This is a genomic window from Massilia sp. CFBP 13721, from assembly GCF_014842025.1.
Classification (GTDB): domain Bacteria; phylum Pseudomonadota; class Gammaproteobacteria; order Burkholderiales; family Burkholderiaceae_D; genus Telluria.
In genome coordinates, this window is the sequence record NZ_JACYUY010000009.1 from 210,081 (window position 1) to 226,626 (window position 16,546).

At 68.1% G+C, this 16,546-nt stretch carries 7 protein-coding genes; 4 read left to right on the forward strand and 3 right to left on the reverse strand.

The window, feature by feature from the left end; genetic code table 11:
- The first annotated feature begins 8 nt into the window (after positions 1-8).
- The 3 genes from IFT60_RS11300 (at position 9) to IFT60_RS27185 (ending at position 4,449) form a co-directional block, all read left to right on the forward strand.
- Positions 9-1,373, forward strand: a complete 1,365-nt coding sequence (locus tag IFT60_RS11300) for an FGGY-family carbohydrate kinase (RefSeq protein WP_192052067.1) — start codon at positions 9-11, stop codon at positions 1,371-1,373.
- Positions 1,374-1,674: 301 nt separating this feature from the next.
- Complete coding sequence (locus IFT60_RS26525) at positions 1,675-3,039, forward strand: glycosyl hydrolase 115 family protein (protein WP_229510805.1); 1,365 nt, start codon at positions 1,675-1,677, stop codon at positions 3,037-3,039.
- A 27-nt stretch (positions 3,040-3,066) separates the two neighbouring features.
- Positions 3,067-4,449 carry a hypothetical protein gene (locus tag IFT60_RS27185; RefSeq protein ID WP_524537864.1) on the forward strand — a complete coding sequence of 461 codons (1,383 nt, stop codon included), beginning with the start codon at positions 3,067-3,069 and terminating at the stop codon, positions 4,447-4,449.
- A gap of 424 nt (positions 4,450-4,873) precedes the next feature.
- Here the strand turns inward: IFT60_RS27185 and IFT60_RS11310 are convergent, their stop codons facing one another.
- From IFT60_RS11310 to IFT60_RS11320, 3 genes are read right to left on the reverse strand one after another with little or no spacing between them, the layout of a single operon-like run.
- Entirely contained in the window at positions 4,874-7,333 is a 2,460-nt protein-coding gene (locus tag IFT60_RS11310) for a glycoside hydrolase family 95 protein (RefSeq protein ID WP_229510806.1), read from the reverse strand.
- Positions 7,330-11,214, reverse strand: coding sequence for a beta-galactosidase (locus IFT60_RS11315; protein WP_229510807.1), 3,885 nt, complete (start codon positions 11,212-11,214; stop codon positions 7,330-7,332). Before IFT60_RS11315 ends, IFT60_RS11310 begins: the two co-directional genes overlap by 4 nt.
- A gap of 38 nt (positions 11,215-11,252) precedes the next feature.
- Positions 11,253-12,677 carry a glycoside hydrolase family 28 protein gene (locus IFT60_RS11320; RefSeq protein ID WP_192052069.1) on the reverse strand — a complete coding sequence of 475 codons (1,425 nt, stop codon included), beginning with the start codon at positions 12,675-12,677 and terminating at the stop codon, positions 11,253-11,255.
- 234 nt (positions 12,678-12,911) lie between these two features.
- Between IFT60_RS11320 and IFT60_RS11325 the strand changes: the two genes are divergently transcribed.
- Positions 12,912-15,965, forward strand: a complete 3,054-nt coding sequence (locus IFT60_RS11325) for a TonB-dependent receptor (protein WP_192052070.1) — start codon at positions 12,912-12,914, stop codon at positions 15,963-15,965.
- Positions 15,966-16,546: the final 581 nt, after the last annotated feature.

Below are 16,546 nucleotides of genomic sequence, written 5' to 3' on the forward strand. Positions count from 1 at the left end.
GCACGGCGATGAATGACGCTTTGATTGTCCTCGACATCGGCAAGACCAACGTCAAGCTGGCCCTGATCGATGCGGAAGGCCGTTCGCTGGCCGAGGAACGGCGCCCGAATGCGATCCTGAACGACGGGCCGTATCCGCACCACGACGTCGACGGCATCTGGGACTGGATGCTGGCCACCTGCCGCCGCTTCGCCGCCCTCGCCCACGTGTCGGCCATCGTCCCGGTGACCCATGGCGCCACCGCCGCCCTGGTCGACCGCGACGGCCTGGTGCTGCCGGTGCTCGATTACGAGGCGTCGCTGCCGGGCGTCGATTACGCCGCGGTGCGTCCGCCGTATGCCGAAACGTACTCGCCGGCGCTGCCGGTGGGCCTGAACCTGGGCCGCCAGCTGGTCTGGCTGGCGCAGCGCTTCCCGGCCGAATTCGCCCGCACGCGCCACATCCTGATGTATCCGCAGTACTGGGCCTGGCGCCTGTGCGGCGCGGCCACCTCGGAGGCGACCTCGCTCGGCTGCCATACCGACCTGTGGGACCCGCTGCACCAGCGCTACTCGCAGCTGGTCTCGACCATGGGCTGGACCGCGCTGATGCCGCCCCTGTGCGCGCCCTCGGCCTCGCTCGGCACGATCAAGCCGGAACTGGCGGCGCTGACCGGCCTGCCGGCATCGTGCCAGGTCCTGTGCGGCATCCACGACAGCAATGCCTCGCTGGTGCGCTACCTCGAGCGCGACGGTTCGTCCGCGCCGCGCACGGTGCTCTCCACCGGCACCTGGGTGATCGCCGCCGCCTTTGGCGTCGCCCTCGACGGCTTGCGCGAAGAGCAGGACATGCTGGCCAATACCAATGCGCTCGGGCAGCCGGTCGCCTGCATGCGCTTCATGGGTGGACGCGAATTCGCGGCGCTGGCGGGAACGGCGCCGACCCCATGCACCTTCGCGCAGATCGAACAACTGGTCACGCGCGGGACCATGGCCCTGCCCTGCTTCGCCGAGGCCGGGCCGTTTGCCGGCCGTGCGGGGGAGATCGTCGGGCCGGCGCCTGTCGACGCCGCCGAACGCTTCGCGCTGGCGACGCTGTATTGCGTGCTGATGACGGATTACTGCCTCGATGCGCTGGGCGCGCGCGGGCCGATCGCGGTCGAGGGGAGCTTTACGGCCAATCCGTGGTTCGGGCCTTTACTCGCCGCGCTCAGGCCGGAGCAGGCGGTGAGCTATTCGGAGGATGCGAGCGGGACGACTTGCGGGGGGTGGATGCTGCGCTATCGGGATGGCATTCATCCGGGCGCCAGTACGACCACGCCGGCACGCGCATTGCATGGACTCGACGCCTATCGCCGGAAATGGTTGGCTGAGCTCACCGTCGCTGCACAGTGAGGCTGTCGGGCTGCCGCACCTGAACGCGTGGGCGGCATTTGCGCAGCGTGAATGCCAGCGCTCGGGTGGTGCCGACCACCCTACCCTTGCTGCGTAGGGTGGTCGGCTCCGCCCGACGGCGCCCACGCGTCCAACGCACATCTGCCACCCACGGCGCAATGTCGAGGCTGCGCCAAGGCGGGACTCCAAAGATCAGACCTGTCCCTAGCCCCTAAACACTCACATTGTTGAGTAATCGCCACCCGCACTGAGATCCTAGTCGACAGTAAGATGTGACACCTCCCACCCGACGTGCACATCGATGATGACATTCCGCCTGACCGCCCTCGCCGCCCTGCTGGCGAGCGGCATCGTCCACGCCCAGCCGTTCGCCCTCGATTCCGCGGGCCGCCTGCCCACCATCGTCACCGACGGCGCCGTCACCACCCGGCTGGCGGGTGAACTGCTGGGGCGCGACCTGCAGCGGCTGACCGGCCTGCAAGGCACGCAGGGCGCGGCGCTGGCCGACTGCGCGGCGCGCTGCATCGTGATCGGCACCGCGGATTCGGCGCTGGTGCGGCACGTAGCAAGCGCCATGAAGATCGACCTCGCGCCCCTGAGCGGCCAGACCGAACGCTACGTGCGCGCGGCCGGCCAGGTGGGCGGGCGCAGCGTCCTGCTGGTGGCCGGCGCCGATCGCCGCGGCGCCGTGTACGGCGTCGTCGACGCCACGCGCGAACTGGGCGTGTCGGCCTGGGAATGGTGGGCCGACGTGACGCCGGCGCGCCGCACCAATCTGACCCTCGACGGCGCCCTGCGCCTGTCGAACGCGCCCTCGGTGGCCTGGCGCGGCATCTTCATCAACGACGAGGACTGGGGCCTGCAGCCATGGGCGGCCAAGACCTACGATCCGGCGAAGGACATCGGGCCGCGCACCTACGCGCGCGTGTTCGAACTGATGTGGCGCCTGAAGGCGAACCTGATCTGGCCCGCGATGCACGATTCGACCAAAGCATTCTATTCGATGCCGGGCAATGCGCAGGTGGCGGAAGAGTATGCGATCCTGGCCGGCACCTCGCATGCCGAGCCGATGATGCGCAATAACGTCGGCGAGTGGCGCAAGTCCGACGGCGCCTTCAACTTCTTCACCAACCGCGAGCGGATGCTCGGCTACTGGCAGGAGCGCGTCGACCAGGTCAAAGGCTTCGGCAACGTGTACACGCTCGGCCTGCGCGGCGTCCACGATTCGGCCATGGAAGGCGCGACCAGCCCCGAACATGCGCGCGACACCGTGGAACAGGTGGTCGACCTGCAGCGCGCCATGCTCAGCCGCAGCCTGGGCAAGCCGGCCACGCAGATCCCGCAAGTGTTCACGATGTACAAGGAAGTGCTGGACTATTACAACCAGGGCCTGAAGGTGCCCGACGACGTGACCCTGGTCTGGCCCGAAGATAACTACGGCTATCTGAACCAGCTCGGCACCGGCAAGGAACGGGCGCGCAGCGGCGGCAACGGCATCTATTACCACATCTCGTACTGGGGCCGGCCGCACGACTACCTGTGGCTGGGCACCACCCACCCGGCCCTGATGCGCGACCAGCTCGACCGCGCCTGGACCATGGGCGCGCGCCGCCTGTGGATGGTCAACGTCGGCGACATCAAGCCCGGCGAATACCTGACCCAATAATTCCTCGACGCCGCTTTTGACGCCACCGTGCTGCGCCAGGACCCGGCGCGTCATCTCGCCGCCTGGGCCGCGCGCCAGTTCGGCGCCGCCCATGGCGACGAGATCGCGGCGATCCAGATGGAATACTACCGCCTCGCCTGGGAGCGCCGCCCGGAATTCATGGGCTGGAGTCAGACCGAACCCACGCGCCAGGTGCGCACGACCGACTACGTGCGCAGCGGCGGCGAAGAAGCGGAACTGCGGCTGGCGCGCTACCAGGACATCGTACGCCGCGCCGAAGCGCTGGAAAAAAAGCTGCCGGCCGCACTGCGCGATGCCTACTTCCAGCTGGTGCTGTACCCGGTGCGTTCCAGCGCCAACATCAACACCCGCATCCTGAAGCTCGACCTGGCGGCGGAATACGCGAAACAGGGACGCTCCTCGCCCAACCTGTACGCGCGCCAGGCGAAGGAAGCGCACGCGGCGCTGGTGGCCGACGCCGCGACCTACAACACGCTCGGCAACGGCAAGTGGGAGCACATGATGGACATCGCCCCGCGCCGCCTACCGGTCTTTGCCGAACCGGCGTATCCGACCTGGGGCGCGTCGGCGCGGCGCGGCTGCGGCCTGGTGTATCCGGCGCCGCATTCGCTCGAAGCGGACCGGCTGCCGCTGCCGGCCGGACGCAGCTCGAGCCGTAGCCTGACCCTGGTCAGCTATGGCGAACAGGCCGCCGCCTGGTCGGTGCGGCCGGATGCGCGCCGCGTACGCGCCAGCGTGCAGGCGGGCGAACTGAATGCGGCCAACGGCTACGAGCAGCGCATCACGCTGCAGGCCGATGGCAGCAAGGGCGCCGCCCTGTCGCTCGACTGCGGCGGGCGCACGCTCAAGGTCAACCTGCAGGTTCAGCCGGCGAGCGCGCTGCCGGGCGAGCGCGAGCGGATCGTGGTCCTGCCGGCAGCCAATGCACTCACCGGCACCGGCGCCCCCGACTGGGAAGTCCAGCCCGGCCTGGGCACCTCGAACGCGGCCCTGCGCGCGCGCCTCGACCTGCCCGCGCGCACGGCCGCCAAACTCGGGACGGCCACGCCGCTCGAATACCGCTTCCAGACCCGCAGCGACGGCGGCGCCACCTTGCGCTTCGTGGCGGTGCCGGTGCATGCGCTCACGTCCGAACACCGGCTGCGCATCGCCGTGCAGCTCGACGACGGCCCGCTCGACACCCTCGACTACACGACGGTCGGGCGCAGCGACGAATGGAAGCAGAACGTACTCGGTAACATGGCGCTGCGCACAATCACCACGGCGCAGCTCAAGCCGGGTGCGCATACCGTGCGCGTGTACGCCCTCGACCCGGGCGTGGTGCTGGACCGCATCGACGTCGTGATGGATGGCGCGCCGGCGTATTACGGGATGCCGCCGAAGGATTGAGGCTGGACTGTTGGCCGAGGCGTAACGTACGCGGTCCAATGCCGGTCAGCCAGGCTAGACCTGTAGGGTGGACGGCTTCACCCAGTAACGAGCATCGACGCTCCGCAGATCTGTAGGGTGGACTCTCGAGTCCACGCGGTGCTACGTACGCATATCGAAATGAGACTCTCAGGCCTCGGTGCATCTGCAATGGGCCGTTGCGAATTCTGTGGTTTGCAGAGGTTCGACCGCGTGGACTCAAGAGTCCACCCTACGAACTGCACAGACCCGTACGGGTTCATCAAGGCCAATGGCCTTGATGACGGGTTCGCCGGGCGGCGGCAAGTCACGGGGCGACCGGGCACCCGGCTGTTGAACGCGTGGGCGGCGCCGCGGGCGCAGGAGTGCTACGTCCCGGGTGTAGCCGACCACCCTACGCCGATGCTCAAGGACTGACCAGGTACGTACGTCCCTCCCGCGCATCGAAGCGCAGGGTATAGCCGCCCGCATCGCGTCTGGCACGCGCTTTCACGCCGCGCACCGTCACCGGTTCGCGCGTGCGGATCACGCAGCTGCCGTCGCGCGTCGCCACGATGCGCGCGGCCTTCAGGCGGCCGCCCTGCCAGTCGATGTCGACGACATAGCCGCCGCGTCCGACGATGCCCTTGACGGCGCCGTCGCGCCAGGCGTCCGGCAGGGCCGGCAACAGGTGCAGTTCGTCGTCCTGGCTTTGCAGCAGCATCTCGATGACGCCGGCGGTGCCGGCGAAATTGCCGTCGATCTGGAACGGCGGATGGGCGTCGAACAGGTTGGCGTAGGCGCCGCCATGCTTGTCGCCCGGTTTGGTCAGGCGCAGCAGGTTGCGAAACAGCGCGTACGCATGGTTGCCGTCGTACAGGCGCGCCCACATGTTCACTTTCCAGGCCAGGCTCCACCCGGTGCCCTCGTCGCCGCGCAATTCCAGCGTGCGGCGCGCGGCGGCCGCCAGGTCGGGCGTGCGCAGGGGCGAAATCAGGCGCGCCGGGTGCAGCGCATACAGGTGCGACACGTGCCGGTGGTGCGGATCGACGTCCTCGAAATCCTGGTCCCATTCCTGCAGCTGGCCCTTGGCGCCGACCTGGAACGGCAACAGCCGGTTCGCCGCCGCCTTCAGTTCGGCGCGAAACGCCGTGTCCACGCCCAGCTCGCGCGCGGCGGCGTCGACGTTCTCGAACAGGTCGCGCGCGATGCCCATGTCCATGGTCGAGGCGACGCTGACGATGCCCTTCTGGCGTTCGCCGAAATAGAACTCGTTTTCGGGCGAGGTCGAGGGCGCCGTGACCAGGCGTCCGCGCGCATCCGGCTGCAGCCAGGCCAGCATGAAACGCGCCGCCTCCTTCATGATCGGGTAGGTGGCGGCGAGGTAGGCGCGGTCGCCCGTGTAGCGGTAATGCTCCCACAGGTGGCGGCTCAGCCAGGCGCTGCCCATCGACCAGTTGGCCCACTTCGGGTCGCCCTTGCCGAAGTCGCCCACCGGATTACTCGTGGCCCAGATATCCGAATTGTGGTGCACCGCCCAGCCGGGCGCATGGTAGAAGGAGCTGGCCGTCTCCCTGCCGGTCACCGATAGATTGCGGATCAAGTCATCCAGCGGCGTGAACAATTCGGCCAGGTTGGCGCTCTCCACCGGCCAGTAGTTCATCTGCACGTTGATGTTGGTGGTGTAGTTGCTGCTCCAGGACGGGCGCAGCGACGCATTCCAGATCCCCTGCAGGTTGGCCGGTGCGCCACGGGTGCGCGACGACGACATCAGCAGGTAGCGCCCGAACTGCACGTACAGCGCTTCGAGGCCGGCATCAGGCTGGCCGGCCGTGTGCGCGGCCAGGCGGCGGTCGGTGGGAATGTCGCTGCGGTCGGGCGCCGCCGGGTTGATCGACAGCGACACCCGGTCGAACAGGCGCCGGAAATCGGCCACGTGGGCGGCGCGCAGCGCGGCATAGCCACGCGTGGCGGCGCGCGCGAGATGGCCGCGCGCCAGCGCGTCCTCGTCCTTGCCGGCGCTGTCCGGGCACTGGTCGTAGCCATTGAAGCTGGTCGCCGCCGACAGCAGCAGCACGACGTCCGAGGCGCCGCGGATGAGGATCCGCTTGTCCACCGTTTGCACCGTGCCGCCGGTGACCTGCGGCTGCACGACCAGCTCGAAACGCATGCCCTTGCAGCCGCTGCTGTCCTCATAGACGATCGGCTCGGCGTTGTATTTCACGTAGTTGGGGTCGACGTGGGCCGGCGCCTTCCCCCGCAGGACCAGCGCGCCCGCGGCGGGCGCCACGTCGGCGCGCAGCTGGCTCGACGCTTCCAGCGCCAGGTTCAGCTGCCCCGGCCGGTCGGCGCTGAGCCGCATCACAATCACCTGGTCGGGCGCGGAAGCGAACACCTCGCGCCGGTAATGGACGCCGCCGGCACTGAAGCTGGTGCTGGCGACGCCGTCGCGGATGTCGAGGCTGCGCCGATAATCGCTGGTCTGCCGGCCCTGCAGGTCCTGGCGGATGCGCAGGTCGCCCAGCGGCATGAAGCTTTCGGTGTAGCGGCCCTGCATCTTGCGCGACAGGGCGTAGGCCGCCTTGTAGTCGCCGCCGGCCAGCGCCTGGCGCACCTGGCCCAGGGCCGCATGGGCGCCCGGGTTGATGTCGGTGCCGACCGGACCGCCACTCCAGAGGGTGGCTTCGTTCAACTGCAACAGCTCGTCCTCGGGGCGGCCGAAGACCATGGCGCCGAGCCTGCCGTTCCCGATCGGCAGCGCCTCGGTCCAGGCGGCGGCCGGCTGTTCGTAGTGCAGCGTCAGCGCGGCGGCCGCGTCGCGGGCCGCGGCGGCGCTGCCGGCCATGCCGGCGGCCAGCAGGACGACGGCGATGGCCCGGGCGCTCATTGCCGGGTTCCGGCTTCCAGGGCCTGCGCACTGGCACTGGCTTCCATCATTTCCAGCGGCACGCCACCGCGCGCGGCACGCAAGGTCACCAGCGCGACCGGTTCGAGCGCATTGGCCGCCTTGCCGTCGGTCGTCACCGCCAGCGCGATCGTGTTCTCGCCGTTCGGGTTCAGGATGCCGGGCGGGATCACGAAGGTGCGCTGCGGGCCGATGTGGGCGATGAACTGGCCCATGTTCCAGCCGTTCACGAAGATCAGTACGCGGTTTTCGCGGTCCGAGCGCGGCTGGGTGGTGTCGCCGAACGCCAGGCCGAGCTGGACGTCGTGCCCGCGCGGCAGGTCGAGTGCGAAGCGCGTGCGCAGCCAGTAGGTGCCGGGCTTGGGCGGCGCGGCGGTCGGTTTCGCCTTTTCCCAGCCGCCGGCGTCGACGAGCGGCAGGTGCCAGCCGGCGCGTTCGCCGAACAGGCCGCCGTTGTTGACCGGCCCGCGCATGGTATCGACCAGGGTCTCGCCGCCCTGCCGGCCCTGCAGGCGCCAGTCGATCGGCACCGCGAAGCGCTTCCCGCCGCGCGACGTCAGGGAAGCGGAGATCAACCCGCGCGCCTCGCGGTGGAAATCGTCGGCCATCAGGTTCCAGTTGTGCGAATTGTTGCGCACCATGACGGCGATGACGTGCTTGCCCGGCGTGAGCGCACCGAGCGCGAACTTGACGCTGTCGGTGGTCTCGGGGAAGGAGCGGCCGACGTCGAGTTCGTGCTGGCCGACGTAACGGCCGTCGATCCAGACCTGGATCATGCCGGCGCCGCCGGCGCCATAGAACAGTTCCAGCTGATTCGTCTTGCCTTCCTTGATGTCGACGTGCCCGCGGTACCAGACGTCACCATGGTGGAAGCCGTAGTCGCTCATCGCCAGCGTCGGCTGGCCGCGCTCGGGCATGGTCCAGGTCTGCGCCGCCGAGGCGCGCTTGTCGGCACGGACCCAGCTGCTGTCGTCGAACGCCGGTTGCGCTTCGAGGCTGTCCATGCGCCGTGTCCAGGCCAGCTTGCCCAGATCCGGCAGCTTCACCGCATCGGGTCCCTTGACCGGGGCGGTGCGCACGCTGCCGTCCGGCTGCGCCGTCAAGGCCAGCTCCGCGCCGTTGAAACTGGCGGCCGAGAAGGCTGGCCCCCAGATCTGCAGGTCCGTCGTTTCCTGAGTGTCGCCTTGCAGCGCCAGCGTGGTGCCCGTGAAGGTACTCGATCGCACCAGCGCCGCGCTCTGCTGCAGCACCTTGCCGCGCGGGGTGTCCTGCGCCCAGAAGCGCAGGCTGTTCTCTTCATCGGCCAGCAGCAGGAGCAGCGGCGCGCGCCCGCCGCCGCTGATGCGCACCCGCGCCAGGCCATCGTGCAGGTAGCTCAGCTTCAGGTCGCCGCGGACGGCGTCCCAGCTGGAGGTGACCTGCCCTGCCAGTACCTCCACGCGTGGCGCCGAGGCGAAGCGCAGCACGGTCTCGCCCTCTTCGCCGCCGCGCCCATGCAACAGCGCGACGTCGCGCTCGCCGTTGGCGAAGTGGGTTTGCAGTTCCGAGGTCGAGTAGACCAGGTGCTGGCGCTCGAGCGCATACGAGGCCAGCAGCATCTTGCCGTCCTGGCCCTTCAGGCGCAGCGGCAGCGTGTAGGCGCCGTCGCGGGTGCTCAGGTCGACCGTGAAGCGGTCATCGCTCAAGCCGTCGGACGGGCTGTGCACGGCGAACAGCACGTGGGTGCCGAGGCGCTTGTTGACGTTATGGTAGACCTTGACCTTGTTCGACGACGGCGTGAGCGGCGGCCCCTTGTCCATTTCAGCCAGCACCGCTTCGGCGGCGCCGACGAACATGCCCTGCTGCTTGAGCGCATAAGCCTTGCGGCGCAGGCCGCGGTCTTCGGAAATCGCCGCCCCATAGTCGTAGGAGGTGTACACGACCGGGCCGGGCAGCCAGCCCCAGGAGGTGCCGCCGAAGACCATGTAGATGTTGTGGATGGTCAGCCGGTTGATCAGGTTGGTGCCGTAGAAGACGCGCTGGTAGCCCGCGCCCTGGCGCTCGGCCGTGCATCCGTAGGTGCCGTTCGAGCCCCAGTAGTCGAACCAGCCGCCCCCGAGTTCGGCGGCGAAGCCCGGCGTGCCGGGCGAGGACAGCGCGCCGGTCTTCGGTCCGCCGAGGCCGTAGATGCCCCAGTCGGGCGCCTTGTTCGGACCGGCCGGGCTGGCGTGGACGTCGCAGCTGCCGCCCGGGTAGCCGTCGAAGGCGTACAGGTCGGTCGGGCCGGGATTGGCCCAGGGCGCGCTCGACCCCGGCGGCGTCCAGTCGGGCAGGCGTCCGGCCGCGTTGTGGAAGAACGGCACGCTGATGCCATCCTGGCGCGCCTTTTTCGCCAGGTGCGCCATCTGGCGCACGTGTTTCGGCTCGACCTTCATCAGTTCGTTTTCGATCTGGTAGGCGATGACGTTGCCGCCGCCGGTGGTGACCTGGTGGCGCGCGATGATGGCGTTCACCTGGGTCATCCACTCGTCCACCGCGGCCAGGTACACCGGGTCGTCGGTGCGCGCCTCGGCGCGGCTCCTGAACATCCAGCCCGGATAGCCGCCGCCCGAGAGTTCGGAATTGATGTAGGGTCCGGTGCGGGCGATGATGTACATGCCCTCTTCCTCGGCCATCTCGAGCGCGCGCTCGACGTTGCGGATGCCGGAAAAGTCGTAGACGCCGGGCGCCGGCGAATGGTAGCCCCAGTCGAAGTAATAGGCGATGCCGTTGAAGCCGAGCGCCTTCATCTTCTGGATCACGTCGCGCCAGAGCGATGGATTGGGCATGCGGAACGGGTGCATTTCGCCGGACCAGACCACCACGCGCTTGCCGTCGATCTTCAGCGATTGCGCATCCCACTCGACCTTTTTCGGGCGGCCCTGCGGCGCGCTGGCCGCGGTAAAGTCCTTGCGCTCGTCGACGACGACGCTGAAGGCGCCGGCCATGGCGGCGCTGCCGGCCAGCGGCTGCTTCGGCTGCCAGCTGCGCAGCGCATCCGTACTGTCGGCATACCAGCCGCGGGTGCCGTTGGCACCGCCGGCATACAGGCGCCAGCGGCCATCGGCCAGGCGCGCCAGCGCCGGTGCGCCCGCCTGGCCGGCCCAGTCGCCTAGCGGCGTGACCGTCCAAGGACCGGCCAGCGACGCGGCGCGCGCCACCTCGATCGCACCGCTGCGCAGGTTGCGCGCGGCGGCGACATAGCCGGCGCCATCGACCGCGACAAAGGCATCGGCGTGCGCGGCGTCGAGCCCGCGCAGCGCAACCGGGGCCGACCATTGCGCGAAACCGGCGCCAGGGGTCAGCACGTGCGCGCCCTGGCCGGCCGCCGTCGTCAAGGTCAGCACCACCTTCAATGTGCCGTCGCGCTCGCGCAGCCATTCCGGCGCGCTGGCCGCCGTGGCAGACCCGCTCAGGCGCACGTCGCGCACGAATTCCCAGCGCCGCAGGTTTTTCGAACGGGCCAGGCCGAAGCCGGGTTCGCGCGCGCCGTTGGTGTAGACCAGGTAATACCAGCCATCGCCGTGGCGCGCGATCGACGGGTCGCGCAAGGCGCCGGCCGGCGGCGTGAACGTCTCGGACGCATGCGACACGAAGGTGACGCCGTCGTCCGAGCTCAGGACGCTCAGGGCGTTCGCCATGCCGGCGCTCAGGGCCGGCATGACCCAGACCGGGCCGGTGCCGGGTGCGGCCGTTGCCTGCTGCGTACCAGTGCTGGCGCCGGAAGCTTGCGGGATGCCGAGTTCCTGGGCTGACAAGACAGGCGCGGCCAGCGTGCTGGTGGCGGCGACGGCGAGGCGGATCAGGAGGGATGCATGTGCACGTGCTGCTGGGGATGAAGTCAACGAAATACCCGATCGAAAAGGTGAAGAAAAGCGCCGGCTCATGCCGGCTTGCGCAGGTCGGCTTTATTATCGAAGCCCTGCACGTTCTGCGTCACAAAAGGCGTACTGCGTACGCTGCGCACGCGCACGTCGCGCAGGCGCACGTCGCGCACCGGCATCTCGGCTTCGGCCTTGATGTGGCAGACGAAGCCGGCGTCGGCCACTTCGATGCCGCTCACGTGCAGCCCCTGGATCGGCGTCAGGCGCCGCTCGATGGTCGGCATCAGCGTCTTCCACTGGTACAGGACGTCGGTTTCGACACTCAGCACGCCGCCGGCGATGCGCGTGGCGCTGACGTTCGACATGTGGATGTTGCGCACGTAGCCGCCACGGCGTTCGTTGGTCTTCACGAACAGCAGGTTGTTGATGGTGCTTTTCGCCGCCGAATCGGCGGCGTCGAAATGGCAGTTATCGACGAACACGTTCTCGATGCCGCCCGAGAGTTCGCTGCCGATGGCCATCAGCTGGTGGCCGTTCTTCACGCGGCAGTTGCGCATGACGATATTCCGGCACGGCGCATCCAGGCGCCAGGCGTCGCGGTCGCGGCCGGACTTGACCGAGATCGCATCGTCGCCCTGGTCGAACACGCAGTCCTCGATCAACACGTTCTGGCTCATTTCCGGATCGACGCCGTCGTTGTTGTGGCCATGGGCGCGGATCTGCACGCGGCGGATGACGACGTCGCGGCACAGGTAGGGATGCAGCACCCAGAACGGGCTGTTCTCGATGCGCACGTCTTCGACCAGCACGTTGCGGCAGCGGTTGAACTGGATGAATTGCGGGCGCAGGTTGGCCTCGCCTTTTGTCATGTCGCGCTGCGGCACCGGCACGCCGGCGTCGGCCATCTTGTACAGCGCCACCAGCGCATCCATGTGCGGCTTGGGGCGCCCGTACCAGATGCGCCAGGTGTCGAGCTGCGCGCGCAGCAGTCCCTGGCCGGAGATCGCCACGTTCTCGCAGTCGTGGGCATACACCAGCGGCGAATAATTGGTGCACTCGAGCCCTTCCCAGGTCGTCGCCACGGCCGGCAGGTAGTCGGCCGGGCGGGGCGAGAACAGCAGCGTCGCGCCCTTTTCCAGGTGCAGGTTGACGTTGCTGCGCAGGTGTACCGGGCCGGTCGGCCAGACGCCCGGCGGCACCACCACCACGCCCGAGCCGGCGGCATGGGCCGCGGCGATCGCGCGGGCGATGGCGGTGCTGGTTTTTTGCTGGTCGTCCGGAGTGGCGCCGAAGTCGGTGATCGGGAAGCGCGCGCTGGCGGAAAAGTCGGGGATCGAAATCGCCGGCATGTCGAACGGCGCGGCCGCGCGCACCTGGCGCTGCGGATGGCTGCCGATGCGCGGCACCACGCCGCAGCCGGCCAGCAGGGGTACGGCGAAACCGGCGAACAGCACGCTGCGCCGGGTCAGGGATGTCGTGTCCAATGCGTCTCCTTGGGTATGCACGTCGGGTGCGCGCTCGTGGTCTGCGCGTATTGTCGCCGCTGTGGCGCATCTGTTGTCGGGATGCCATGCAAGCGCTCAACAACATGATTATTCGTGCGCGCGTGGCGGGCGTGCGTTATTCGTTCGTCGCCCGGCGCTACCATCGACTCGTCAATACTGCCGCCAGCCGACGCGCGGCCGACGACACCCACAACAAAAACGGAGACAAGGACAATGAGAACAAGGCAAACGCCATCCCTTCCTGCCGCACCCTGCCGGCCCCGATCGATCAGCCTGGGCGTGCTCGCGCTGCTGGCCAGCCTGCAGGCGCAGGCGCAGGAGCAAGCCCAAACGCAGGCCGAACCTCAGGCCCAGACTCAGGCTCAAACCCAGCCCCAAACACAAGCCCAGGAAAGCGCCGACCCCGCCGCCGAGAACGTGGTCGTGGTCACCGGCTTTCGCGCCAGTCTGAACAGCGCCCTCGCCACCAAGAAGAATTCGGACGGCATCGTCGATTCCATCAAGGCCGAGGACATCGCCAAGTTCCCCGACGCGAACCTGGCCGAATCGCTGCAGCGCGTGCCCGGCGTGGCGCTGGCGCGCGGCGATGGCGGCGAGGGAAAGCAGATTACCGTACGCGGCCTGAACGCGGGATTCACGCGCGTACGCATCAACGGCATCGAAGGCGTGGCCGCCACCGGCGCCTCCGACATCAACGGCAGCACCAACCGCGGGCGCGGCTTCGATTTCTCGGTGTTCGCCTCGGAGCTGTTCAACAGCCTGGAAGTGCGCAAGACCTCGGAAGCGGCGATCGAGGAAGGCTCGCTCGGCGCCACCGTCGACCTGCGCACGGCGCGCCCCTTCGACTACAAGGGCCGCACCGCCAGCATCGGCGGCCAGGGGTTTTACAACGAGCTCTCGCGCAAGACCCAGCCGCGCGTCACCGGCCTGTTCTCGGAACGCTGGGACACCGACTACGGCAAGTTCGGCGCGCTGGTCTCGGGCGCGTTTTCCAAGCGCCGCGCGACCGAGGAAGGCTACGAGGCGGTCGAAGTGCTCAGCGCCAGCAACGACGGCGGCTTCTGCTCGCCGCTGGGCGCCACGCCGCAAAATCCGGCCAACAATGCCGTCAAGGGCATCACGGCGGCCAACTGCGGTTTCGGCGTGCCGCGCACCTCGGACCCGGCCGCCTACAATGCCGTCGTCGGCCGCACCGACAATTTCGGCGGCACGGTGGCGTCCCCGGCCGCCGGCTCGGGCGCGTTCCACCCGCGCATCCCGCGCTTTCGCCGCTCGCAAACCGATTACGAACGCACCGGCCTGACCAGCGCCTTCCAGTGGCGCCCGCAAAGCGGCACCGAGGTCAACCTCGACCTCATGTACGGCAAGTTCGCCAACGAGCGCTACGACAACTACATCAGCGCGATCTCGTTCGGACGCACCCTGGCGCAGGCCAACGGCAAGCCGCAGACCTCGATCCTGGAATCGCATTTCAACGACAACGGCAGCTGGGACTACGGCCGCTTCAACGGCGTCGACGTGCGCACCGAAGGCCTGCTCGACGTCTACACGACCAAGTTCCGCCAGCACGTGCTGTCGGGCAGCCACAAGTTCAGCGACACGGTCAAGGTCAACTTCCTGCACGGGATCTCGAACTCGAACCTGAACGAGCCGATGCGCGCCACGGTGCAGTTCGACGCGCCCAACGTGAACGGCTTCTCCTGGGACTTCCGCAACAACCGCAACGTGCCGGCGCTGAACTTCGGCATCGACGTCAGCGACCCGAACAACTTCAGCTTCGGCCCGCAGGAGGCCGACGGCACGGTGCACGGCCAGTTCGTCGGCCGCTACCTCGACACCACCAACAAGCTGAAAACGACCGAGGCCAACATCAGCTGGGAGCTGAGCGACCGCCTCACGCTGCGTTCGGGCTATTCGAGCCGCACCAACGACTGGCGCAGCGTGGAGATCGGCTCGGGCGGCAACGGCCTGGCACTGCCGGCCGGCGTGACGATGGCCGACATCTCGCGCCAGATCAGCGGCTTCGGGCGCGGCCTGGGCGGCAGCGGCGTGCCGACGTCGTGGGCGGCCGTCGACCTCGACAAGTTCCGCGCCGTGTACGACATCGAATGCCACTGCGCGCGCGTGCCGGGCTCGGAATATGCGGTGCTGAACCAGGCCAACCGCGGCGTCGAGGAAAAGATCAACGCCGCCTTCGGCATGCTCGACTTTAACTACGACCTGCTCGGCATCGGCTGGCGCGGCAACGTCGGCGTGCGCGGCGTGGAGACCACCGCCACCTCGACCGCGCTGATCAACGTCAACGGCGTCCTGCAGCCGAACACCGGCGTGAAAAAATACCGCGACTGGCTGCCGGCGCTGAACCTGACCGCCCAGCTGCCGAAGGACGTCTACCTGCGCTTCTCGGCCGGCAAGACGCTGTCGCGCCCGGAGTACGTGGACCTGGCGCCATCGGCCACCGTCTCGCAGATTTCGCAATCGGTCTCGATCGGCAATCCGAACCTCGATCCGATCCGCGCCAAGACCTACGACCTGCAGGCCGAGTGGTACTACGGGAAGAACGCGATGGTCTCGCTTGGGCACTTCCGGAAGGACATCAACAGCTTCATCCAGACCGTGTCGGAACGCGCCCCGTATTCCTCGCTCGGCCTGCCGAACGCGCTGCTGGTGTTCGGCGGCTGCTCGCTGACCGGCACCCCGGTCTGTCCGACCCTGCCCGATACCACCGTCGTCGTCAGCCGCAAGGTGAACACCCCGGGCGGCCCGCTGCGCGGCCTGGAATTCAACCTGCAAGCGCCGTTCAGCTTCCTGCCGGGGATCTGGAGCAATTTCGGACTGCTGGCCAACTACACGCAGGTGAAGTCGAAGATCACCTACATCACGCGCGTCGACAATCCGAACACGCCGGCCAACGAGCGCTTGACCCAGACCGCCAACTTCACTGGCCTGTCGCCGCGCGCGCACAACCTGACCCTGTTCTACGAAGATCCGAAGTTCAGCGCCCGCGTCTCGGCCGCGCGCCGCTCGAGCTACCTGCTGGCGGTGCTGGGCGACGTCAACGGCCACGACTACACGGTCGTCGACGGCGCCACCAACGTCGACCTCAGCATCTCGTACAACCTGACGCCCAACCTGCGCCTGAGCTTCGAAGGCCAGAACCTGCGCGACACGCCGCTGCGCTATGGGCGCGATACGCAGCGCAACGACACGCTGCTGTATGTGCATTCGGGGCGCTCGTATGTGGTGGGGATGAATTACAAGTATTAAGGTGGCAGCGCATTGGGTGAAATATTCTTTCACCCAATGCATGTTTGTGAAAGATTATTTCATGTTTGCCGCGTCGGCACGTTCCGTCGCATTCGCGGTGAAAACGATGCCGATGGTTTCTCTGGGCGGTTGGATCGGCTGCGGTGTCACGTAGGGTGGGCTCCGCCCACGCGGTCTCCCCTTTGAACAGTAGCTGCCCTTCCGAAGCCCGCCCCATCGCATTCACGATAAAGACGGTGCCGGCGGTTCCTCGACGCCGCATCCGCGTGGGCGGAGCCCACCCTACGGTACGCAACCAACGGTGGCCGGTCCGGATTGGCCGCGGCCTCACGTAGGGTGGGCTCCGCCCACGCGGTCTCCCCTTCGCACTGTAGCTGCCCTCGAAGCGGCCCGACCCATCGCATTCACGATAAACACGGCGCCGGCGGTCCCTCCACGCCGCATCCGCGTGGGCGGAGCCCACCCTACGGTACGCAACCGACGGTGGTCGGTCCAGACGCACCGCGGTGTCACGTAGATACTGTTATGGCTGTCAAGCGGCGTGCAGCATCGGATTGAACTTTTCGCCAGTTTTCAGCACA